This window comes from Pseudomonadota bacterium (genome assembly GCA_030859565.1).
In the GTDB taxonomy this organism is placed as follows: Bacteria; Pseudomonadota; Gammaproteobacteria; order JACCXJ01; family JACCXJ01; genus USCg-Taylor.
In genome coordinates, this window is record JALZJW010000061.1 from 1 (window position 1) to 22,300 (window position 22,300).

17 protein-coding genes are annotated in these 22,300 nt (G+C 59.9%); 13 read left to right on the forward strand and 4 right to left on the reverse strand.

Annotation, left to right across the window (positions count from 1 at the left end):
* Both M3436_10550 and M3436_10555 read right to left on the reverse strand, forming a co-directional pair.
* A partial coding sequence (locus M3436_10550; GenBank protein ID MDQ3564551.1) for a DEAD/DEAH box helicase occupies nt 1-3,024 on the reverse strand: 3,024 nt, incomplete at its 3' end.
* Between the two features lie 37 nt (nt 3,025-3,061).
* Entirely contained in the window at nt 3,062-3,553 is a 492-nt protein-coding gene (locus M3436_10555) for a flavin reductase family protein (GenBank protein MDQ3564552.1), read from the reverse strand.
* Between the two features lie 540 nt (nt 3,554-4,093).
* On the opposite strand from M3436_10555, the gene M3436_10560 reads away from it, so the two are divergent.
* Nucleotides 4,094-4,579 (forward strand): hypothetical protein, encoded by a 486-nt coding sequence (locus M3436_10560; GenBank protein MDQ3564553.1) that lies wholly within the window; start codon nt 4,094-4,096, stop codon nt 4,577-4,579.
* A gap of 563 nt (nt 4,580-5,142) precedes the next feature.
* Here the strand turns inward: M3436_10560 and M3436_10565 are convergent.
* Nucleotides 5,143-5,493 carry a rhodanese-like domain-containing protein gene (locus M3436_10565; GenBank protein ID MDQ3564554.1) on the reverse strand — a complete coding sequence of 117 codons (351 nt, stop codon included), beginning with the start codon at nt 5,491-5,493 and terminating at the stop codon, nt 5,143-5,145.
* 301 nt (nt 5,494-5,794) lie between these two features.
* On the opposite strand from M3436_10565, the gene smc reads away from it, so the two are divergent.
* Genes smc through ligA form a run of 3 tightly spaced genes read left to right on the forward strand, consistent with a single transcriptional unit; the run spans nt 5,795 to nt 12,069 of the window.
* Nucleotides 5,795-9,313 (forward strand): chromosome segregation protein SMC, encoded by a 3,519-nt coding sequence (gene smc / locus M3436_10570; protein ID MDQ3564555.1) that lies wholly within the window; start codon nt 5,795-5,797, stop codon nt 9,311-9,313.
* Nucleotide 9,314: 1 nt separating this feature from the next.
* On the forward strand, nt 9,315-10,073 hold the full coding sequence (locus tag M3436_10575) for a cell division protein ZipA C-terminal FtsZ-binding domain-containing protein (protein MDQ3564556.1): 759 nt from the start codon (nt 9,315-9,317) through the stop codon (nt 10,071-10,073).
* Nucleotides 10,060-12,069 (forward strand): NAD-dependent DNA ligase LigA, encoded by a 2,010-nt coding sequence (gene ligA / locus M3436_10580; protein MDQ3564557.1) that lies wholly within the window; start codon nt 10,060-10,062, stop codon nt 12,067-12,069. Before M3436_10575 ends, ligA begins: the two co-directional genes overlap by 14 nt.
* Before the next feature lie 43 nt (nt 12,070-12,112).
* Here ligA and nadB read toward each other — a convergent pair whose 3' ends face one another.
* The gene (nadB, locus tag M3436_10585; protein MDQ3564558.1) at nt 12,113-13,711 is read right to left on the reverse strand and encodes an L-aspartate oxidase; all 1,599 of its coding nucleotides are present in this window, start codon (nt 13,709-13,711) and stop codon (nt 12,113-12,115) included.
* 159 nt (nt 13,712-13,870) lie between these two features.
* On the opposite strand from nadB, the gene rpoE reads away from it, so the two are divergent.
* From rpoE to era, 9 genes are all read left to right on the forward strand, one after another.
* Nucleotides 13,871-14,446 carry an RNA polymerase sigma factor RpoE gene (gene rpoE / locus M3436_10590; GenBank protein MDQ3564559.1) on the forward strand — a complete coding sequence of 192 codons (576 nt, stop codon included), beginning with the start codon at nt 13,871-13,873 and terminating at the stop codon, nt 14,444-14,446.
* A 9-nt stretch (nt 14,447-14,455) separates the two neighbouring features.
* On the forward strand, nt 14,456-14,998 hold the full coding sequence (locus M3436_10595) for a sigma-E factor negative regulatory protein (GenBank protein MDQ3564560.1): 543 nt from the start codon (nt 14,456-14,458) through the stop codon (nt 14,996-14,998).
* Nucleotides 14,982-15,977: a MucB/RseB C-terminal domain-containing protein gene (locus M3436_10600; GenBank protein ID MDQ3564561.1), complete on the forward strand. Its 996-nt coding sequence runs from the start codon at nt 14,982-14,984 to the stop codon at nt 15,975-15,977. The genes M3436_10595 and M3436_10600 overlap by 17 nt, the downstream gene beginning before the upstream one ends.
* Nucleotides 15,978-16,057: 80 nt before the next feature.
* Nucleotides 16,058-17,494 (forward strand): DegQ family serine endoprotease, encoded by a 1,437-nt coding sequence (locus tag M3436_10605; GenBank protein ID MDQ3564562.1) that lies wholly within the window; start codon nt 16,058-16,060, stop codon nt 17,492-17,494.
* 205 nt (nt 17,495-17,699) lie between these two features.
* Nucleotides 17,700-19,496: a translation elongation factor 4 gene (lepA, locus tag M3436_10610; GenBank protein ID MDQ3564563.1), complete on the forward strand. Its 1,797-nt coding sequence runs from the start codon at nt 17,700-17,702 to the stop codon at nt 19,494-19,496.
* A complete protein-coding gene (gene lepB, locus M3436_10615; protein MDQ3564564.1) occupies nt 19,493-20,263 on the forward strand; it encodes a signal peptidase I in 771 nt (256 codons plus the stop codon). Before lepA ends, lepB begins: the two co-directional genes overlap by 4 nt.
* Before the next feature lie 24 nt (nt 20,264-20,287).
* Nucleotides 20,288-20,698: a DUF4845 domain-containing protein gene (locus M3436_10620; GenBank protein ID MDQ3564565.1), complete on the forward strand. Its 411-nt coding sequence runs from the start codon at nt 20,288-20,290 to the stop codon at nt 20,696-20,698.
* Nucleotides 20,695-21,378: a ribonuclease III gene (gene rnc / locus M3436_10625; GenBank protein ID MDQ3564566.1), complete on the forward strand. Its 684-nt coding sequence runs from the start codon at nt 20,695-20,697 to the stop codon at nt 21,376-21,378. Before M3436_10620 ends, rnc begins: the two co-directional genes overlap by 4 nt.
* A gap of 6 nt (nt 21,379-21,384) precedes the next feature.
* The gene (gene era, locus M3436_10630; GenBank protein ID MDQ3564567.1) at nt 21,385-22,287 is read left to right on the forward strand and encodes a GTPase Era; all 903 of its coding nucleotides are present in this window, start codon (nt 21,385-21,387) and stop codon (nt 22,285-22,287) included.
* Nucleotides 22,288-22,300 lie beyond the last annotated feature (13 nt).

The window sequence follows — 22,300 nt, forward strand, 5'->3', positions numbered from 1 at the left end:
CTCCAAGGCAAGCGCAGCCGGTGTCGTGGGTCCGAGGACTTCGAGCCGGCTGCGCAGCAATTCCGCCAAGGCCTCCTCCGCCGTCCAAGCCTTCGATGCATACTCCGCCGGTACACACAGCGGCGGGGTGGCGGCGGCGCCGGGATGGAGCGCCAAAAGCTCGGGTAAGCGCTCCACGGCGACCCACGCCCGCCATTCCCCGAGGCATAAAACCGTTGCGCGCCTTTCCAACTTAAGTTGTTCCAGCAACACGCCCCAGTCTCCCGCGTTCGCCGCCTCGCTAGCGGCGCTACGGCGGCCCTCGAACTCGGTGAAAAATCCCGCCGAGGTCAGCGCCTCGTGCAACTCGTCGGCCGTCGATGCATCGGGCCAGGCCTCGGCGCATACGCGCTCGATGGCGCCGGGATCCAATCGCCCAAGCCGCTCGGCGGACTCGATATCCAGCCAGCGGCGGCTGAGGATGGCTTGAGTGCGCCGTTCCTCTAAGGGCGCATCATCGAGAAAGGCATAGGGCCGCGCATTGAGGATCTCTTGGGCGAGCGGCGAGGGTTCGGTGAGATCGCGCGCGAGCAAGCGTATCCGTCCGGCTTCGATGGTTTTCAAGAGCGTTTCCAGCCCGTCGATGTCCATGGCCTCGGTGAGGCAATCGCTCAGCGTTTGCCGCACCAAGGGGTGGTCCGGGATCTCGCGCCGTCCGGCCACATGCTCAAGACAGGCTACTTGATCGGGAAACACGACCGCCAGGAGATCCTCTGCGCGCATGCGGTGCAAGCGTGGCGGGACCTTGCGTCCGCCCTGGGCGCGCGGGACGGCGAGCGAGATCGAAGCGTTCCAGCGCCAGCGCAGCGTGAACATCGGCGCATCGAGCAATGCCTGGGTCAAAACCTCGCGGACGCTGGCCGCGTTGAGATAGCCCCAAACGTCGGGGAGGGGAAAACTATGGGTCTCGCCGAGCGACAACACCACGGCGTCTTCCGTGGCCGCGGCTTGAAGCTCGAAGTTGAACTTGGCGCAGAAGCGTTTGCGTAGCGCCAGGCCGAAGGCGCGATTGAGTCGCGATCCGAACGCGGAGTGCAGGACCAACTGCATGCCGCCCGACTCATCGAAGAAGCGTTCCAGTACCAGCGTCTCCTGGGTCGGGAGCACGCCGAGCGCGGCGCGCGCGCTGGCTAGGTATTCAGCGAGCTGCAAGGCGGCGGGCTCCGTGAGTCCGCAGTGCAGCCGCAGCCAGCGGACGGCCTCGTCGATACCGCTCTCGAGGAGCATCTCGTCGAGCAAGGCGCGAAGGCGGGATACGGCCTGTGATAAGGCGGCGGTCCGCCCGGGCGCCTCGCCCAGCCAGAAGGGAATGGTGGGCGGCTGGCCCCGGGCATCCTCCACGCGGACGATGCCGGTCTCGACGCGCAGGATCCGCCACGAGGTGTTGCCGAGCTGGAAGATATCGCCGGCCAGGCTTTCGATGGCGAAGTCCTCGTTGACCGTCCCGACGAAGGTGCCCGCCGGTTCTTGGCGCACTTCGTAGTCGGCGTTGTCGGGGATAGCTCCCCCGCAGGTCACGGCGATCAGGCGGCTACCGCGCCTAGCCCGCAACCGCCGCTGCACCGTGTCGCGATGGAGGTAGGCGCCGCGCCGGCCCCGGCGCGTCGTAAAGCCCTCGGACAGCATGCGGACAAGCCGCTGGAATTCAATCCGGGCGAGGGCGCGGTAAGGGTAGGTGCGCACTACGAGATCATAGAGCTGATCTTCTTCCCAGTCTTCGTTGGCGACCATGGCCACGATCTGCTGCGCGAGCACATCAAGCGGCCCCGGCGGCACCTTAGCCTGATCAAGATCGCCGCGGCGGACGGCTTCGAGCAGCGCCGCGCACTCCACCAGATCGTCGCGGCTCAATGGAAACAGCCGGCCCTTCGGGAGCGCCGAGAGCGCATGGCCGGAGCGTCCGACGCGCTGGAGGAGCCCCGCGATGGACCGCGGGCTGCTGAGCTGGCACACGAGATCCACCTCGCCCACGTCGATCCCGAGCTCGAGCGAAGCGGTCGCAACGAGCGCGCGCAGCGCCCCGGCCTTGAGCCGCTGCTCCGCGTCCAGCCTGTGCTCGCGCGCCATGCTGCCGTGATGGGCCGTAATTGCGTCCGTGCCGAGGCGTTCGCTCAGATGGCGCGCCACCCGCTCGGCCATGCGCCGGGTGTTGACGAATACCAAGGTCGTGCGGTGCTCGGTGATGAGTTCCGCGAGCCGGGCGTAGACTTCCTCCCAGACCTCGTTTGACATCACCGCGCTGAGCGGTGACGCTGGGATCTCGATCCCGAGATCCCACGCCCGCTCATGACCCATGTCGATGATCGTGCATTGGCGATTCGGTTTCGGATCGCAACCCGCTAGAAAGCGCGCGACCTCGCCGATGGGGCGCTGTGTCGCCGAGAGACCGATGCGGGTGAGCGGCAAACCGGCAAGCGCGTCGAGCCGGGCGAGGCTGAGCGCCAGATGAGCCCCGCGCTTATTGCTAAACAGGGCGTGTATCTCATCGATGATGACCGTGCGAACGGAGCGCAGCATGTCGCGGCCGCCGGTGCTGGTGAGGAGGATATAGAGCGATTCGGGGGTCGTCACCAGGATGTGGGGCGGGTGCTTACGCATCGCAGCACGGTCGCGGCCCGGCGTATCGCCCGTACGAACGAAAGCACGGATGGTTGCCTCAACGCCGTAACCCTCGCGCAACAGCGATTGAATCCCTTGCAGCGGAGCTTGAAGATTCCGCTCGACGTCGTTGCTGAGCGCTTTCAGCGGCGACACGTACACGATTTCCGTCCGATTGCCGAGGTGTCCGTTTTCAGCTTTACGCACGAGCACATCGATCGCCGCGAGAAACGCCGCCAGTGTCTTGCCTGAGCCTGTCGGGGCCGCGATTAGGGTATGGCTGTTTTCAAGAATTGCGGGCCAAGCCCGGTGTTGGCAGGGCGTCGGCTCGCGGAACCGGTCCTTAAACCAGCCGCGAACGGCCGGATGAAATCGATCCAGGCTCAATGCGTATAGCCTCGGGCTAGGGTGATCGCCGCACCGATTAGAAAGCTTCCGGGAACAAGCGACTGCTACCGTCCAGATCCCCAGTGTCGCGATAGTGCAAGGGTGGAACGCCTCCCTTCAAGAGGCCGCCGCCGACGACCCGCCCGAGCACCAGCTCGTGGTCGCCGGCGGCGCACCGGCTCGCAACCACGCACTCGAAATACGCCAGGCATTCCGTCAAGACGGCTGCGCCGGTGCGTTTTTGTGACCAATCGAACCCAGCCAGCTTGTCCTCGCATCGTGGCTGAGCGAAATGGGCGGCGAGCGTCATCTGGTCTTGGCGCAGCACATTGACGGTGAACGCTCCGCTCGCGATCAAGAGAGGATACGATGCGTACCGCGGGTTTATACTGAGGGCGAGCAGGAGCGGATCAAAGGACGCCTGCATCACCCAGGCGGCGGTGAAGGCATTGCACTCGCTGCCGTGGGAAACGCCCACAACATAGACGCCGTGGGTAAGCTGGCGGAAAAGGTGTGCGATCGCGGACACGGGTTTTTTACGTACGCGTAATCGTAAACGTGAGCGCCTATTCGCAACCCTTACTGCGCCTCATGCTTGTGCAAACCAAGAATAGCTGATTTGTGTGTTCTCCGAGAGGCTATAACCATGCTCGAGATAGACCGCTCGGAGAGCGGCATTGCGTTTCCCTCGATCGGTGTAGGGCATGTCAGCGTTTGAAACAACATGTGACCGCATGCGTGTAATCCTTCCCCGCATAGAAGCAGGCTTGGCGTTTATTGCCCCGCTGGATGACGTGCTAGGGGATCGACGATAAAGAAAGCCGCGGTAGACGGGCCATGCGCAAGTCCCTTTGCTGATTATTTTAAGCAGCGAATAGCGTATCATATTTCAAGTAGTTAGTGGCAGTGGTGTCATGAGAAAACGCCTCGCCAGACATTTCCTGATAGTCTACCTTTAGCTAAGGAGAAACGCTTGGCGGCCTGACGAACGACTGACCGCTGTAGCCCGACCAACAACTTGGATGTAAATGCAAAACCTTCAGCGAGTATTGAGTGATACTAAGCCACCATGTCCGAACTCGCCCTGCAACTGATCCGCGAAAACAAGCAGAAACGCGCGCGCGGCGAAGACGCCGGCTTCCTCGACCTCGGCAACTGCGGCCTGACCGAAGTTCCCGAGGAGATCGGCGAGCTGGTGTGGCTGGAAACCTTGTCGTTTTCGAGCAAATGGTGGGATTGGAACAAAGTTAATATAACCAATAACACTGGTCGCGCCAATAAGCTCAAACGCTTAACCTTAATTCCTTCTGTTTCGGCGCTCACGAAGATCAAAATTCTGATGGGAGATTCGGTCAAGCCAAAACCAATTTCCAGGTTGAAAAACCTGAAAAAGCTGAAAAAGCTGCGGCTCTCCGAACTCTCCGATCTCGACGACCTCTCCCCGCTGTCCGGGCTCACGAGTTTGGAGCGGCTTGACGTCTCGGAAACGCGGGTCACCGACCTCTCCCCGCTGTCCGGGCTCAAATTGCTGGAAAAGGGTTTCTCGACGGGTTAAAGAATTCGAAAGAATTCGGGGTCAGAGTAAAAATTCCCACGCTACCGCGGGCTAGGTTGCCTGCACCGCGGTCCCGGGTGAGGAGATAGCGATCACCCTGGACCAGGTTTGCATGATACCGAGCCTCCCACCGCGTGCCGCTCCGGCGGAAAGCGTGGTTTATGTATCGAACATAGCGCCGATCGTGCGTTTGCATGACTTGGCTCGTCCCCTCCGCCGAGATTGACGTCATCAACACTCGACGTGATTAGGCGCTTACCGAAACAACATCGACAAAAAATTGTCGATGTTGCGGTACCACGAACTGCCCCGAGAGGGGCCACTTTTCGGAGCGCAGTCTCCGAAAAGCGTAGATTCTCACATGTTCAATGTCGTACAAGAACCACTTCAACAAGTCCGGGAGTCCCTTCTCCCTCCGGGAGGTTAGGATGAGGGGAATCAAATCAAACACTTTCGTCGATGCTTTCGATCCCCTCACCCCCGCCCTCTCCCGGTGGGCCCTGTGGGAGAGTGTGAGAGAGGGAGAAAGGACGAAATTCTGGAGATCTAATAGCGGCTCACGATCATCGGGCGGCTTCCCAGGCGGCATAGCCGCCCGCAAGCGAAACAACATTGGTGTAGCCCATGCGCTGCAGAGTTTGAGCCGCCAGGGCCGAGCGCCCGCCGCTTTGGCAATAAACCAAGGTCGCGGTCGACGGGTCTTGTAGTTGCGGCAGCGAGCCGATCCTGAATTCCAGTAAACCCCGAGGAATATTGATGGCGCCCGGAATGGCGCCGCGCTGGAACTCCTCCGGTTCGCGTACATCGAGAATTAAGGCATTCGCGGGTTGCAGCAATTCACCCGCGCTTTCGAGACCGACCTCGCGGATCTCTTGTTTAGCCGCTTGCACAAGCATCTGAGCGGTGACAGACATGACGTGCCTCCGTAGAAAAAGTCTTAAGCCTTACCCCAACGCTGTCCTATCGTGCATCGGGATCGGACAATCATGGTACGCGGACGCTCGGGAAAAGGATATCGCTGACGGCGTGCCGGGCGCTTGCAGCGCTGAGCTACGTGCCGATTGCTAAGCTCGATGGCGCATTAAACCTAAGAAAGTGGTTTAAGTACGTATTAATAATGCTTTATATCAATGTGATATAGGCCTTAGTTAAAGTTACTCACCCCATCGAAAATCGCTGTACCGATCCACTCATATTTTGTATCTTTAGGCACCAATGAAGATTAGTCACATCAAGCTTTCCGGATTCAAGTCCTTCGTCGATCCGACCACGCTGCATCTGTCCAACAATCTTACCGGTATTGTCGGTCCCAACGGTGGCGGTAAATCGAATATCGTTGATGCGGTGCTTTGGGTGATGGGCGAGATCTCCGCCAAACACTTACGCGGCGACTCGATGGCGGATGTCATCTTCAATGGTTCCAATAGCCGCAAACCCGTCGGCCAAGCCATGGTCGAACTGGTATTCGATAACTCCGAGGGCGGCTTTTTCGGCCAATACGCGGGGTACGCGGAGATCGCCATCAAACGGCAGGTCAGCCGCGATAGCGGATCGGATTATTTCCTCAATGGCATACGTTGTCGCCGGAAAGACATTGCCGATCTGTTTCTAGGCACGGGGCTTGGCTCGCGCAGCTATGCCGTCATCGAGCAGGGGATGATCTCCCGGATTGTGGAAGCCAAACCAGAGGAGCTGCGGGTATTTATGGAAGAAGCGGCCGGCATCTCCAGATACAAGGAGCGCCGGAAAGAGACCGAGGCTCGGATCCGCGACGCTAAGGGCAATATTGCCCGCCTCACTGATATCCGCGACGAGTTGGAAAAGCAGATCTCCAAGCTTCAGCAGCAAGCGCGCGCCGCCGAGAAGTTTCACCGCTTGAGAGACGAGGAACGGCGGTTGCGGGCGGAATCGATAGCACTTACCTACCGCCAGCTTGAGCGTGAAGACAACGAACACCGCTTGGTGACTCAAGCGCGGACGTTGGCCGTGGACGCCGCGATGGCGCAACTTCGCGAGATCGAGCTCTGGACAGAGCAGACCCGTCAGGCGCGAACTGCGGCGAATGACGGTTTTAATCAGGTGCAAGCGCGTTATTACAGCAGCGGGGCTGAAATTGCGCGCTTGGAGCAAGCGATCCAGCACGCCAAGGATCGCCAGCAGGCCTTGGAACAGGATCTGGAACGCCTCGGACAGGACCTTGCGCGGGCGGAGGGCCAAACGGTTGCGGACGAGCAGGCGTGCGCAAGCTTGAAAACGGAGATCGAACACCTCTTCCCGCAGCATGAGCGCGCAGTAGGGGAAGAGCGCGAAGCCGCGGCGCGGCTGCTTGCGCAAGAGGCCCAGCTGCAAACACTGCAAACGGCGTTGGATACCCTTGGCGAGGAGGCGACGCAGCTCTCCCGCTCCGAGAGTGCGGAGGGCGCGCGCGTTCAACACTTAAGCCAAAGCATCGGAGCGACGCGCGAGCGGCTGCGGGGGTTACGGTCTGACCTCAGTGCCTTGGCGTCGCGGGAGGAGGTTTCGTCCCTGGACTCGCTGAGCCACGATCTCGCCGGGCTCGAATCGTCCTACCAGGACTTGCAGGCCCGAAAAGCCGAGTTTCAGGCGTCGATCCGGGAGTTGCGCGAGCGGCGCGATTGCCTCAGCAGCGAATTAAATGATTTTCAGACGAAGTTGCAAGCCGCGATCGGACGGCGGGCGTCGTTGGAAGCGTTGCGCGACGGCCAGGCGGGCGTTGATCTCGGCGCGGCGCGTGCCTGGCTGGAATCCCAGGGGGTCGTGAACCCCGGGCGCGTGGTCCAGGAGCTTGCCGTCGATCCGGGGTGGGAGCCGGCCCTGGAGATGGTCTTGGGTGACTTTATTAATGCTTTTATGTTTAAAACAATTGATAGTATTTCCAATAAATTTGATACCTATGGGCAAGGGCTGCTCTGCGCCCTCGAATCGGCGGATGGCGAGTGCAAAGATCCAGGTCGGGAACCTCTTGCCGCGGAGTTACTGCTGAGCCGGGTGGGAGGACCGCATCCTATCACCTGTCTTCTGGGGGGCGTGTATCTCGCCGAAGATGTGCCGGCGGCGCTGTCCTTACGGCCGCGTTTGCGTTCCGGGGAGTCGGTCGTGACGCGTGGCGGCGTGTGGCTCGGCTGCAACTGGATGAAATTAAAGCACGCGGAGGGCGAGAACGCCAGTGCCTTGCGCGTGCAACAGGACCTCAATGGCGCTTTGGAACGCGAGCACGGGTTAGCGGACCAGGCCGATGGGTACGCGGCGCGCATGGCCGCCATGCGGCAGGCGTTGGCCGAAGCGGAGGAAGAAATCCGATCCCTGGAAGAACATCTCATCGATGCGCAAGGGCGGATTGGGAGTGCAAGGGAAAAGATCGCGGTGCGTCAGGCGGAAGATGAGCACCTTCGGATGCGCAACGAAACCCTAGGCGCGGAGTTGCGCGGGCTCGAAGGACGCGATCGGGCCGGCACGGCCGAGCTCGGGGCGGCGGAGGTTCGCTTGGATTTGATACGCCGGGACCTGGACGCGCTCGAAGCCCGGCGGGCCGAGGTCGCCACGCGCCGGGAGCAACAAAAAACGCTGTTGCAAGGTGCGAAGGACGAGTGGCAAGGTGCTCGCGAACGCATGCACGAGATGGCGCTGCGGCTGGAGTCGATGCGCGCGCGTTGCAGATCCCTAGAGCAAGGCTTTAACCGCAATAGCCACCAAGTCGAGCAAATGAGCGTGCGCCGCGACGAGTTACGGGCCGCGCTCGACCAGGCCGCGCAGCCCCGCGATGATCTCACGAAGGCGTTGCAACAAGCCTTGGAAGAGCGGTTAGGGGTGGAAGCGGAACTGGCTCAAGCGCGCGCGGACCTGCAGGCGCTCGATGCCCATCTGCGGGAAGGCGCGGAGCGTCGCGCCGAGACCGAACGCGGCCTTCAGGGGCTGCGCGATGTGCTCGAGCAAGCACGGGTGCACGAGGAAAGCTTGCGGGTGCGGATGCAAACCCAGCACGACTTGCTCGCTCCGACCGGTCATACCATGGAGCAATTGCTGCCCGGCCTCCCCGCCGAGGCCACTCCGGACGCTTGGCAAGAGCGCCTAAGTCACATCGAGCAGCGCATCGAGCGGCTCGGTCCAATCAACCTGGCGGCGGTGGACGAGTTCCAGCAACTGAGCGAGCGTAAGAAATACCTCGACGATCAACACGCCGATCTCAGCGAAGCGTTGGCGACCTTGGACGACGCCATACGGCGGATGGATCGGGAGACGCGCGGCCGGTTTAAAGAGGTATTCGAGGCGGTCAATTTGCGCTTACAGTCGATGTTCCCGCGGCTCTTCGGCGGCGGGCAGGCGTATTTGGAGCTGACCGACGATGATCTCTTGGCAACGGGAATCACGTTGATGGCGCGCCCTCCGGGCAAACGCAACACGACGGTGCATCTGCTCTCGGGCGGTGAGAAGGCATTAACGGCGCTCGCATTGGTGTTTGCGATCTTCGAGCTCAACCCGGCGCCGTTCTGCCTCCTCGACGAGGTGGACGCGCCGCTCGACGATGCCAATGCCGTGCATCTTTGCGATATGCTACGCGCGATGTCGGAGAGTGTGCAGTTCCTATTCGTGACCCACAATAAAACCACCATGGAGATCGCCGAACGCCTCATCGGGGTCACCATGCAGGAAGCGGGCGTCTCACGGCTCGTGGCCGTGGATATCGACGCAGCGGTGCGGCTCGCCGCGGTGTGATATGAACGGCCTGCGCCTGAGCTTGCTGGTGATCGGGCTCGTCATTCTTGCGGCGATCTATTGGTGGGGTACGGCGTCGCAGAAGGGCAACCGCTGGAAGCGATTCACCCGGCGGCGCCGGCGAGAGCAACCGCCGCTCGACGCGCTGCCGATGTCGCTCGAACGAAAAGAGGGCATTGATTACACTCGGACACTCGCCGATCTCAATGAGCTGATAGTGGAAAGGCGCGACGGACGTACGTCTCAGTCCCGCATCGGCCGAGCGCTACGGCGTGGCCGCGAGCGCTTCACCCAGCCCGCAATCGACGCCGGCCCGCCAGATCCCAAGCCGGACAAAGCGCCGGAACCGGAGAAGATACTGGCGCTGTTTCTTACCGCCCCCGCGGGCGAGAGTTATCGCGGCGTCGCGGTTCGGGATGCTGCCGAGGCGGTTGGGCTGCGCTATGGCGACATGGGAGTGTTTCATCATTACGGCCTCGCAGGCATACCGTCGCAGCAAAGTCTTTTTTGCCTCGCCAATATGCTTGAACCGGGTAATTTCGACCTCGAGAACATCCACACTCACGAGACCGCGGGCCTGGTCATGTTCATGCGTCTTCCGGCGCCGGCCGATGGGAGCGTGGCATTCGAGCTTATGCTCAACACGGCGCAACGCCTGCACGAGCGGTTGGGAGGTGAGCTGCGCGATGGCGAACACCGGCCGCTCGCGCGCGCGGCCATCGATAGGATGCGGAAGCTGGCGGTGGATGCCTGCCGATAGCCGAACGGCGGCACGCGTTCGCGAGCTCCGCGAACTGATTGACACGCATAATTACCGCTACCATGTGCTCGATGATCCGGTGATTACCGATGCCGAGTTCGACGGTTTCATGCGTGAATTGGAAGCGCTGGAAGCGCAGCATCTGGATCTCATCGTAGCCGGATCTCCAACCCAGCGCGTGGGCGCCGAGCCGCTAGCGAAATTCGGCGAGATCGCGCATGAGGTCCCGATGCTGTCGCTCGCCAACGCGTTTACCCCCGGCGATCTCGCGGCCTTCGATCGGCGGGCGCGCGAAGCCTTGGGCGTGGAGGAAGTGGAATACAGCGCCGAGCCCAAGCTCGACGGCCTTGCCGTCAGCATCCTGTATATAGAGGGCGTACTTGCTCGAGCCGCGACCCGTGGCGACGGGACGCGCGGCGAAGACGTGACGCGGAATGTGCGCACGATCCGGAGCATCCCGATACGCCTGCTTGGTGCCGGGTATCCGCGAGTCCTCGAAGTCCGCGGTGAAGTGCATATGACGAGACAGGGATTCCAAGCGCTGAACGAACATCAGCGGGCGGCCGGCGCCAAGGTATTTTCAAACCCGCGCAATGCGGCCGCGGGCAGCCTGCGGCAACTCGATTCACGGATAACCGCCCACCGCCCCTTGACGATTTTTTGCTATGGTACCGGTAAGGTCGATGGCGGGGAGATCCCGGCTAGGCACGATCACATCCTGCGTCAATTCAAAGCCTGGGGTTTGCGGGTCTGCGGCAAAGCCGCGGTCGTTCAGGGGGTGCAGGGGTGTCTGCTCTATTTCGAGGCGATGGAGCGTGAACGCGCGCGCCTTCCCTACGACATAGACGGTGTGGTCTACAAGGTCAACGATCTGCGTCAGCAAGAAGCGCTCGGGTTTCGCGCGCGGGCGCCGCGCTGGGCGCTTGCTTTTAAGTTTGCGCCCGAGTGGCGAAACACCCGGGTCCTTGCCATCGAGGTGCAGGTCGGGCGTACCGGGGCGCTCACGCCGGTCGCGCGGCTCGATCCTGTTTTTGTCGGCGGCGCGACCGTGACCAATGCGACCTTGCACAATCAGGACGAGATCGATCGCAAGGATGTGCGGATCGGCGACACCGTGGTTGTGCACAGGGCCGGAGATGTGATTCCCGAGATTGCGCGTGTTCTGCTGGAGTACCGTCCGCCCGGCGCGAAGCCCTTTCAGATCCCGGATCGCTGCCCGGTGTGCGCTGCGCCCGCCGTGCGTAAAGCGGGCGAAGCGGTGTCGCGGTGCACCGGCTCCTTGCGCTGCCCGGCGCAGCGCGTTCAGGCCATCTTGCACTTCGCCTCGCGGCGCGCCCTCGACATCCAGGGCATGGGCGATAAGTTAGTCGAGCAATTGGTGACGGCGGGTAAGGTCAAGGATGTCGCGGATCTTTATAAGCTCAATGAAGCGGAGATAGCGGATCTCGATCGCATGGGCTTAAAATCCGCAAAGAAGTTGGTCGCTGCCTTGGAGAAGAGCAAGAGCACAACGCTGGCGCGGTTCCTCTATGCCCTCGGCATCACGGATGTGGGGGAAGCCACGGCCCGGACCCTCGCGGCGCATTTCGGCTCGCTCGATGCAATTCGCCTGGCGAGCGTCGCGGAACTCGAAGCCGTGGCGGATATCGGTCCGATTATCGCGAACCACATCGCCGAATTTTTTAGCAATCCTAAGAACCTCGACATCATCGCGCGTTTGCAACAGGCGGGAATGCGCTGGCAAGAACAGGCCGTTACCACCGGCCTGCCTTTGGAAGGTTTGACCTTTGTCCTCACGGGCACCCTCGCATCGATGAGCCGCGACCAAGCGAGCGAGCGCCTCCTCGCCCTCGGCGCCAAGGTCAGCGCGAGCGTTTCGCGCCAGACGAGCTTCGTCGTCGTTGGAACCGATCCTGGGACCAAAGCCGTGCGCGCCCGCGAGCTCGGTGTACCGGTTCTTTTCGAGGAGGAGTTATTGGAGAAATTGGCTCAGTAAAAAAACAGCCGTGCGTTTCGCAAGGCACCGATCGAAGCACCTGCTACATCGGTCGGCGCAGCACGATGGGTGAGGGCGGACGGGACGCATCGGGAAGCGGAAAGTCCAGCGTGTAATGCAGGCCGCGGCTCTCCTTGCGCCGCAGGGCCGATTCGATGATAAGCTCGGCGACCTGCACCAGGTTGCGCAGCTCGATGAGGTCCACGGTGACGCGAAAGTTACCGTAATAATCGATGATTTCGTCGCGCAGGAGTTGCACCCGGCGGCTGGCCCGCTGCAAGCGTTTTGTGGTGCGCACGATGCCGACGTAGTCCCACATAAAGCGGCGCAATTCGTCCCAATTATGGGCGACGACGACTTCCTCGTCGGAATCCGTCACTTGCGTTTCATCCCAATCGGGAACCGGTGGCACGTGCGGCGCGCCCGCCAGGCGCGTGCGGATGTCCATCGAGGCGGCGCGCGCCATGACGAGGCATTCCAACAAGGAATTGCTGGCCATGCGGTTGGCCCCGTGCAGGCCCGTGTAAGCGACTTCGCCGATGGCATAAAGCCCCGGAACCGCGCTTTGCCCGTGCCGATCCGTGACCACGCCGCCGCACATATAGTGTGCGGCTGGCACGACGGGGATCGGCTCGCGGGTGATGTCGATGCCGTATTCGCGGCAGCGGGCGGCGATAGTGGGAAAGTGGCCGAGAATAAAATCCGCCGGTTTATGCGAGATGTCGAGGTAGACAAAGTCGAGGCCCAAGCGTTTCATCTCGTGATCGATCGCGCGCGCAACAATGTCGCGGGGCGCGAGTTCCGCGCGCGCATCGAAACGGTCCATGAAAGCCGAGCCGTCGGGCAGCAGGAGTTTCCCACCCTCGCCACGGACGGCCTCGGTAATGAGAAAGGACTTCGCCCGCGGATGATAAAGGCAGGTGGGATGGAATTGAAAAAACTCCATGCTGGCGACGGGGCAACCGGCGCGCCAGGCCATCGCCACGCCGTCGCCGGTCGCGACATCGGGATTGCTCGTATACAGGTAAACCTTGCCCGCCCCGCCGGTAGCGAGGACCACGAAACGCGCCCGAAAGGTGATTACCCGATGCGCGCGCGCATCCAAGACATAGGCGCCCAGGCAGCGCTCAGCGCCGAGACCGAACTTGGCCGCGGTAATGAGGTCGATCGCCAGGTGGTGCTCGAACACATCAATGGAGGGATGAGCGCGGACCCGGTCTTCAAGGGTGTTTTCAATGGCGCGTCCGGTGGCGTCCGCTGCATGGATAATGCGCCGGTGGGTATGCCCCCCCTCGCGGGTCAGGTGATATTCGATGCCCCCTACCTTTGGTTCGGCGCGCGTGAACGCGACACCTTGATCGATAAGCCACTGCACGCTTTCACGCCCGCGTTCGACGACGTAACGTACCACATCGAGATCGCAAAGGCCGGCGCCGGCGGTCAGGGTATCCTGCACATGGGACTCGATCGAGTCACAGCTATCGAGCACCGCCGAGATCCCCCCTTGGGCGTAGAGTGTCGCGCCTTCCTGCAACGGGCCCTTCGACAGAAGGGCGACCCGCGCGTCTTGTGCGAGCTGCAGCGCGACACTTAATCCGGAAGCGCCGCTGCCGATGACGAGGACATCGTACTGGTGCGTCATAGCGCGATGGAGGGAGAACGGATCAAAGATTCAGATGCCAGTAAATCGGTATATAATGCGCCCCGCCAATCTCATGGCGTCGCGCTGCGAACTTGATAAGGGTCACACGGTCTATCTAGCAGACAGCGCGCCGCTCAATAATACAAGGAGAATGCCCCGATGGGCGAGACCGGCGCCGATGCACAGCTTGTCAAGAGGGTTCAGAAGGGCGACAAGAAAGCGTTTGATCTACTCGTGTTGAAATACCAACAGAGGATCATTAAATTGGTGTCCCGATATGTACGTGATCCCACCGACACCTTGGATGTAGCTCAGGATGCATTTCTAAAGGCCTACCGTGCCCTGCCAAACTTCCGCGGCGATAGCGCCTTCTATACATGGCTATACCGTATTGCCATCAATACGGCGAAAAATTATCTCGTAACGCAGTCCCGGCGGCCAATGGATTCCGAGAGTTTTCGCGTCGAAGGAGAGCAAGTCGAACTGGAATCGATGCTGAAGGATCTCGCGACGCCTGAAAGTCTCTTGATCACCGATGAGATCAAGGAGACCATCGCCGAGGCCATCGAACAGTTACCCGATGACCTTCGCACCGCCATTAATCTACGTGAGGTCGAGGGTTTGAGCTATGAGGAAATCGCGGATGTGATGACTTGCCCGATTGGAACGGTCCGATCGCGGATATTCCGGGCCAGGGAAGCGATCGACCATCGGTTAAAAGCGTTATTGGAGTGACGAAAAGCTATGAGCAGTGAACGGCGAGAACAGATATCCGCGCTTTTGGACGGTGAATTATCGGAGCGCGAGGCCGGTCCGTTATTGATTGAAATGCGGACCGATCCGGAGTTGAGATCGGCTTGGTCACGCTATCATTTGATGGGTGACGCGTTATGCCAGCGCCTGCCGGATACGGCGTGCCCGGATATATCTAGGAGGGTGTCCTTGGCGCTGGAGCACGAGCCGACCTGTCTGCCGATGCGCTGGAGATTGGAGTCGCGATGGAAACCGGCCGCGGGGCTGGCCGTGGCGGCTGCTCTCGCGGGAGTCGGGTTCTTCAGTCTTAACCGCAATCAATTACCGGAGCAAGTAGTGCCGCAGGCGAGCACTATCGGACCCGCTGAATTTCATCCCCTGCCGATAGCCACGGTTAAGTGGAACGGTCAACCGGTCGATGAGTCGTCGCGCCTGAGCGCGTATATAGTCAATCATCAACAATTCAATTCTAGCCCGCAGACGCAAGGCTTAACGCCGTACTTCCGGGTGGTCACTCATGAAACCCAACCGTGAAATCGGGACGATCCGCTGGCTGACCCCGTGTTTTTTGATCCTCACCCTATCCGCACCGCCGGTTTCCGCCGCCGACACCTCCGGCCAAGCCCGTGCCATCCTTGCCAAGATGGCCAATGCGACCCGTGCCAAGAACTATGAGGGGACCTTCGTGTCGATCCGCGGCGCTGACACCGCGAGTATGCGTATCATTCATAAAGCCGATAGTCGGGGAGAACATGAACGTCTGATTGCGCTTACCGGCACGGCCAAAGAAGTGATCCGGCGCAATGACGAGGTGATTTGTATCTTTCCAAATGAGCGCAGCGTCATGGTTGAAAAAACCTCGCAACAGGCATTTTTTGGGACAGCGTGGAGTCAGCCGATCGAGCAGGTCGCCGTGCTCTACGATTTTTCCGTCCTCGGGGGGGATCGAATCGCGGGCAGGCCGGCATGGGTCTTGGGCATACAACCCAAGGACGCCGATCGGTATAGCTACCGCCTGTGGGTTGACACCAGCTCCAGCTTATTGTTGAAGTCACAGGTGCTGGACGGTAGCGGCAGCATCCTCGAGCAATTGCTGTTTACAGCGTTGGAGACACCCGCGGTGATTTCAGAGAGCGCGCTGCAGGCGTCGATTAGCGGGGAGGGTTATACTTGGTATCGGAACGAAACACCCCAAGCGTCCGGTGAGCGGAATTCGGGATGGGAGGTAGGATGGTTGCCGCGGGGTTTCGCGATGACCGAGCAGCAGATGCATGACATGCCCAAAGACAAGAAAGCGGTAAAGCACAAGGTGTTTTCGGACGGCTTGGCGACGGTCTCGGTCTTTATCGAGAAAAATGAGGAGCAGGCGGTTCCGGTGCAGGGATACTCCGCGTTTGGGGCATTGAATACTTACAGTACCTTAGCGGACGGATATCAAATTACCGTTGTCGGCGAGGTGCCGGCGGCGACGGTACGGCAGATCGCCGCCTCCGTGAGCCCGACTGCCCCCTAAGGAGCCCGCGCCGCGCTTGTTCGAGTTACCGGAGTTTACATTGAAATATATTGCTCCTTACGGAGGAAGGCGAAGTCACGATGGGACTAACACACTCTTTTTCTAGAGCGCTCTTGGCGCTCGCGGTGCTATTCAGCATGCAAGCAGCCGTTGGCAGCTCGCTGCCGGACTTTACCGATCTTGCCTCGGAGAACGCCCCGGCCGTGGTGAATATCGGGACGACACTAAAAGAAGCCAAAAAACGCGCCGATGGTGCACCCCCTCAGCTCCAAATACCCGATATTCCTGAAGACAGCCCGTTAAATGAGTTCTTTCGCCGCTTTTTTGGCGATAATTTGGAGGGACCTGATCTCTCGCCACGATCATCATTGGGCTCCGGGTTTATCCTCTCCAAGGACGGCTACGTGATCTCCAACTATCACGTCATCAAGGATGCGGATGAGATTTGGGTGCGCCTGAGCGATCGGCGCGAATTTCTCGCCAAGCCGATCGGTCACGATCCGCGCAGCGATTTGGCAGTATTGAAAATCGAAGCCACTGATTTGCCCATCGTCAAGCTCGGCCGTTCCTCGGATCTTAAGGTCGGAGAATGGGTTTTAGCCATCGGCTCACCGTTCGGGTTTGATCATTCTGTGACGGCGGGGATCGTGAGCGCGAAGGGGCGGGCGTTGCCGAATGAAAACTACGTCCCCTTTATTCAAACCGATGTCGCGATCAACCCGGGGAACTCGGGCGGCCCGCTGTTTAATCTGGACGGGGAGGTCGTCGGTGTGAATTCGCAGATTTACAGCCGGACCGGCGGTTTTATGGGATTGTCGTTTGCGATCCCGGTCGAAGACGCGATGAACGTGTATCACCAGATCGTCGCCAAGGGCAAGGTGTCGCGGGGCTGGTTAGGCGTATTGATACAGGAGGTCACCCGGGAGCTTGCGGAATCCTTCGGAATGGCGCGCCCGCATGGGGCTTTGGTCGCCAAAGTCCTTCCGGACAGTCCGGCTGCCGAGTCCGGGATTCAGCCCGGCGACGTGGTGGTCGAATTTAACGGTATCGAGGTCGATCGGTCCTCGGATTTACCGCCGCTCGTCGGTAATACGGAGGTTGGCAAAAGGGTGCCTTTAAAGCTTATTCGTGAGGGCGATCCGAGGGTAGTGAACATTGCCGTCGGGGAGCTTCCGCAAGAAGAAGAGTTGAAGTTGGCGTCCTCGGATCGAGGTACACCGGGTGCGATCGTGGATAATCGTTTGAAGATCGCAGTGAAAGATCTTTCCGGCAAGCAACGTAAAGCGCTCGAAATCGAAGGCGATCACGGCGTGGTTGTGGAACAGGTGCAACCAGGCCCAGCAAAAAACGTCGGGATCCGTAAAGGCGACGCCATATTGCTAATCGACAACGTGAAGGTTAAGGACAGCAAGCATTTCACCGAACTAGTGGCGGCCTTGCCCACGGGGAAGCCCGTACCGGTCCTTATTCAACGCCAGGGCGGTCCGATTTTTCTGGCGATCAAAATCGCTGAGTAGGGGTTCAGCGTGGAATTCCGCCGCGGTATGAGGTGTTCTGGCGGCGGTCGTGATCGACTAGAATGACGGCCTGCGAACGTCAGGCCGTCCACATTGCGAAGTCGAATCCCCGGATAATTCTCGTGCTGGCCAATTTAACCGTGCGTGGCGTGAACGGCCGGGCCTTCGCCTGCCCTGTGGTCTAGAGCCAGCGAGCGCGAGCGCCGTGGAGCACGTGCGAAACTTCTCGATCATCGCCCATATCGATCATGGTAAGTCCACCTTGGCCGATCGTTTTATCCAGTTGTGCGGCGGACTCAGTCAGCGCGAGATGGCCGAACAAGTACTGGACTCGATGGACATCGAGCGCGAGCGTGGGATCACCATCAAGGCTCAGAGCGTAAGCTTGGGCTTTCGCGCCGATGACGGCATTACCTACCAGCTTAATTTCATCGATACCCCGGGGCATGTTGACTTCAGCTACGAGGTATCGCGCTCGCTCGCCGCCTGCGAGGGGGCACTGTTGGTCGTCGATGCGGCGCAGGGTGTGGAAGCCCAGACCGTCGCCAACTGCCATACGGCTGCCGAGCACCGACTCGAGATTATTCCGGTTCTCAATAAAATCGATTTACCCGCCGCCGATCCGGAACGCGTGCGCGCCGAGATCGAGGATATTATCGGTATCGATGCGAGCGCGGCGCTCGCGGTCAGCGCGAAGACGGGACAGGCCGTGCGCGATCTTCTGAACGCGATCGTAAAACGGGTGCCCAAGCCGCGCGGGAACCCGGAAGCGCCTTTGAAAGCCTTGATTATCGACTCCTGGTTCGACAATTACCTGGGGGTCGTGTCCTTGGTCCGCGTATTCGATGGTGTGATCGAAACCGGTGCTAAGGTTCGGGTCATGTCGGCTGGGCGCGAATATGAAATCACCGAGCTCGGTGTCTTCTCGCCTAAACGCGTGATATGCAAGACATTGCGTACGGGGGAGGTGGGTTTCGTCGTGGCCGGGATCAAAGAAATCGACGGCGCCCCGGTCGGGGATACGTTTACCGGCTCAAGGCGGCCGGCCGCCGAGCCGCTTGCGGGCTTTAAGGAGATCAAGCCCAACGTCTTTGCCGGCCTTTATCCCACCGATTCGAACGATTACGAAGGGTTTCGCGAGGCCTTGGCGAAACTGCGCTTGAACGACTCGGCGCTGCGCTATGAACCCGAGACCTCGCAAGCACTGGGATTCGGATTCCGGTGCGGATTTCTGGGCTTGTTGCATATGGAGATCGTCCAGGAGCGTTTGGAGCGGGAGTATAAACTCGCCCTCATTACCACCGCGCCCACGGTCGTGTATGAAGTCGCCACCACCTCGGGCGAGGTCCTACGCATCGAGAATCCGGCCAAGCTCCCGCCACAGAACGAAATCGCCGAGATCCGGGAACCCATCATTCAAGTTGACATACTGGTGCCGCAGGCACACCTCGGTAACGTGATTACGCTATGCGTGGATCGGCGCGGTTCGCAAACGAAACTCCACTACGGGCGGCAACAGGTCGCCGTGAGCTACGCGCTGCCAATGAGCGAAATGGTGCTCGATTTTTTCGACCGTCTGAAGTCCTTAACCCGCGGTTATGCGTCTTTGGACTATAGCTTTCTCCGGTTTCAACGGGCGTCACTGGTAAAGCTTGATATCTTGATCAATGGCGAACGGGTGGACGCTTTGTCCACCATCGTTCATCACAACCAAGCCCAACGGCGCGGCCGGGAGCTTGCCGAAAAGATGCGGGAATTGATCCCGCGGCAAATGTTTGAGGTCGTGATACAAGCGGCGATAGGGGCGCAAATTGTGGCCCGGGAGACGGTAAAACCGTTGCGAAAAAACGTTACTGCGAAATGTTATGGAGGCGATGTGACTCGAAAACGGAAACTTCTAGAAAAACAAAAGGCCGGCAAGCGGCGCATGAAACGAGTAGGAACGGTCGAGATCCCGCAGGAAGCCTTTATGGCCGTGTTGACCGTGGGTAAGGCGAAATGAACGTCGATTTCTCATTGGTCATGGTGGTGTTGGTATTCGTCAGCGGACTGATCTGGCTGGCCGACGCCGTGTTTTTCGCGCCGCGCCGCGATCCGGCCGCCAAGCTCCCGTTTATGGTGGACTATGCGCGCTCCTTGTTTCCGATCTTCCTCATCGTGCTGCTCCTGCGGTCGTTTCTGGTCGAGCCTTTTCGCATTCCCTCGGGCTCCATGATGCCAACGCTCTTGATCGGAGATTATATTCTCGTCAACAAGTATGTTTATGGTTTTAGGCTCCCGGTGCTCAATACGAAAGTCATACAATTGGGCGCGCCCGAACGCGGTGATGTCGTCGTATTTCGATACCCGGAAGACCCCTCGACTCCGTTTATCAAACGCGTGGTAGGTTTGCCTGGAGACCGCATTGCTTACCACGGCAAGGCGTTGTGGATTAACGACGAACGGATTTCGCAAACGCGGTTGGGTTTATATGAGGGCGTAGGCGCTGGTACTTCGATGACCGGGGCGGCTTTAATCGACGAAGATCTCTATGATATCAAGCATGCTATTCTCGTCGAACCCGAGCGGCCATCATTGAAGACCGAGACGGTGGTGCCCGATGGCCATTATTTCGTGATGGGTGATAACCGCGACAACAGCAAGGACAGCCGCTATTGGGGCACCGTGCCCGATGATCATCTCATCGGGAAGGCATTTATGATCTGGATGAACTGGGACAGTCAGAACGGGGGGATTGATTGGCAGCGCCTTGGCCGTTCGATTCGTTAACGCACTAGCATTAAGGAGTACGTCATGAAGCATGACAACATACCGGCAAAGCAGCGGGGACTCACCCTCTGGGGGCTTTTGATGGTCGGTGCGCTCCTCGGATTCGCGGCGCTGACCCTGATGAAGCTGTTTCCGCTCTACAACCAAAGTTTCAAGGTGCATGCCGCCATGAAAGCCGTGGCCGGTATGCCGGAAATCGGCCAAAAAGGTGTTCAGGAGATCAGGGGGCTGATCATGCGTAACTTCGACGTCTCCGATGTGGACAGGATTACCGACAATGATCTCCGGAATTATTTGAAGGTCGTAGGCAACCCCGATGGCAAGGGCCGTATCATGACCATGACCTATGAGGATCGCGGACCGCTCTTTGGTGATTTGGATATCGTCTTGAAGTTCAATGAAAGCATCGCCATTCCAGGCCTGGGTATCGAGTGACAGCGACTTCAGGGATTAGCGAGTCGCTCGGGTATGGTTTTAAAACTAAAAGCTTATTAACCTCCGCTCTTACTCACAGCAGCGCGGGGGAAAACAACAACGAACGGCTGGAATTCCTCGGTGACGCCGTGCTCGATTTGGTGGTTGCGGAAGCGCTTTTCGAGCGTTTCCCGTACGCGCAAGAAGGTGAGTTGAGCCGCTTGCGTTCGACACTCGTCAACCGGGAAACGCTGGCCGTGGTGGCGCGTGATCTCGACCTGGCAGCCTATCTCACCTTGGGCCAAGGCGAAAAAAAAAGCGGCGGGATGCAGCGTGAATCGATACTCGCCAACGCGCTCGAAGCGATTATCGGCGCCATCTATCTCGATGGGGGCTTGGCAGTCTGTCGCGAACGGGTGCGGGCTTGGTTCTCATCGATGCTGGATCGAACCCTGTTGGAGGCGATCGGAAAGGATCCGAAAACCGAGTTGCAGGAAATACTGCAAGCACGCCGCCTTCCGCTGCCCACTTACGCGGTGGCCCGAGTTGCCGGTAAACCCCACAACCAGCTTTTTACCGTCACCTGCCAGTGCGTAGCGTTGCCCTCGCCGGTGTCGGCGCAGGGCTCGAGCCGCAGGCGCGCGGAGCAGGCGGCAGCGGAGCAAGCCCTGCGGCTACTGCGCGAGGCGAGTGATTCCTGATCGCCAATGATCCTTGCTAGCCCCGTGAGCCGATGCGGAATGGTTGCCATCGTCGGGCGTCCCAACGTCGGCAAATCAACGTTTCTTAACCGCGTGATCGGACGAAAGCTCAGCATCACCTCGCGCAAGCCTCAGACGACTCGTTATCAGATCCTGGGCATTAAGACAGAAGGTGTCCATCAGATCGTGTTCGTGGATACGCCTGGACTGCATCGAGGGCGGCATGGGGCGCTCGATCGCGCTTTGAATCGGGAGGCCATCAAGGCGATTGCACAGGTCGATATTATCCTATTCATGGTAGAGGCGTTGCGCTGGACGGAGGATGACCGGTACGTCTTGAATTGTATAAAGCCGGCCGCGTGTCCGGTCTTGGTCGCGGTTAATAAAGTCGACGCCGTCGCGGATAAATCCCAACTTTTGCCTTACCTCAGCGAAGTCAGCGGATTCATGGATCTCGCCGAGATCGTTCCGCTGTCGAGTTCCACCGGTGACAACATCGTCGCATTGGAGGAGGCATTGAAGTCCAGGCTTCCCGAGGGGCCCGCTATATTTCCCGCGGACGAACTGACCGATCGCGGCGAGCGGTTTTTCGCGGCCGAGCTGATCCGAGAGCAGTTGCTGCGCAGGCTCGGGGCGGAGGTGCCGCACCGTTTGAGCGTAATGATTGACGAGTTCGTCTCGAAACCGCACATGACATGTATCGATGCCACGATTTGGGTAGAGCGGCCGGGCCAAAAGCGAATCGTCGTCGGCGCGCATGGGGCGGTGCTGAAAGCCGCGGGTCAGCAGGCACGATTGGAGATGGAGCGCTTGTTCGGCAGCCGGGTTTTTCTGCGGACTTGGGTCAAGGTCAAGGAAAGGTGGTCCGATGATATTCGGGCGTTGGGCGAGCTCGGGTTTCACGATTAAGACAGTGATGTGG

Bases quoted from the DNA above. Each gene is read 5' to 3' on its own strand.
- M3436_10560 (MDQ3564553.1), top strand. From the start codon at position 4,094: ATGTCCGAACTCGCCCTGCAACTGATCCGCGAAAACAAGCAGAAACGC.
- M3436_10565 (MDQ3564554.1), bottom strand. From the start codon at position 5,493: ATGTCTGTCACCGCTCAGATGCTTGTGCAAGCGGCTAAACAAGAGATC.
- smc (MDQ3564555.1), top strand. From the start codon at position 5,795: ATGAAGATTAGTCACATCAAGCTTTCCGGATTCAAGTCCTTCGTCGAT.
- M3436_10575 (MDQ3564556.1), top strand. From the start codon at position 9,315: ATGAACGGCCTGCGCCTGAGCTTGCTGGTGATCGGGCTCGTCATTCTT.
- ligA (MDQ3564557.1), top strand. From the start codon at position 10,060: ATGCCTGCCGATAGCCGAACGGCGGCACGCGTTCGCGAGCTCCGCGAA.
- nadB (MDQ3564558.1), bottom strand. From the start codon at position 13,711: ATGACGCACCAGTACGATGTCCTCGTCATCGGCAGCGGCGCTTCCGGA.
- rpoE (MDQ3564559.1), top strand. From the start codon at position 13,871: ATGGGCGAGACCGGCGCCGATGCACAGCTTGTCAAGAGGGTTCAGAAG.
- M3436_10595 (MDQ3564560.1), top strand. From the start codon at position 14,456: ATGAGCAGTGAACGGCGAGAACAGATATCCGCGCTTTTGGACGGTGAA.
- M3436_10600 (MDQ3564561.1), top strand. From the start codon at position 14,982: ATGAAACCCAACCGTGAAATCGGGACGATCCGCTGGCTGACCCCGTGT.
- M3436_10605 (MDQ3564562.1), top strand. From the start codon at position 16,058: ATGGGACTAACACACTCTTTTTCTAGAGCGCTCTTGGCGCTCGCGGTG.
- lepB (MDQ3564564.1), top strand. From the start codon at position 19,493: ATGAACGTCGATTTCTCATTGGTCATGGTGGTGTTGGTATTCGTCAGC.
- M3436_10620 (MDQ3564565.1), top strand. From the start codon at position 20,288: ATGAAGCATGACAACATACCGGCAAAGCAGCGGGGACTCACCCTCTGG.
- era (MDQ3564567.1), top strand. From the start codon at position 21,385: ATGATCCTTGCTAGCCCCGTGAGCCGATGCGGAATGGTTGCCATCGTC.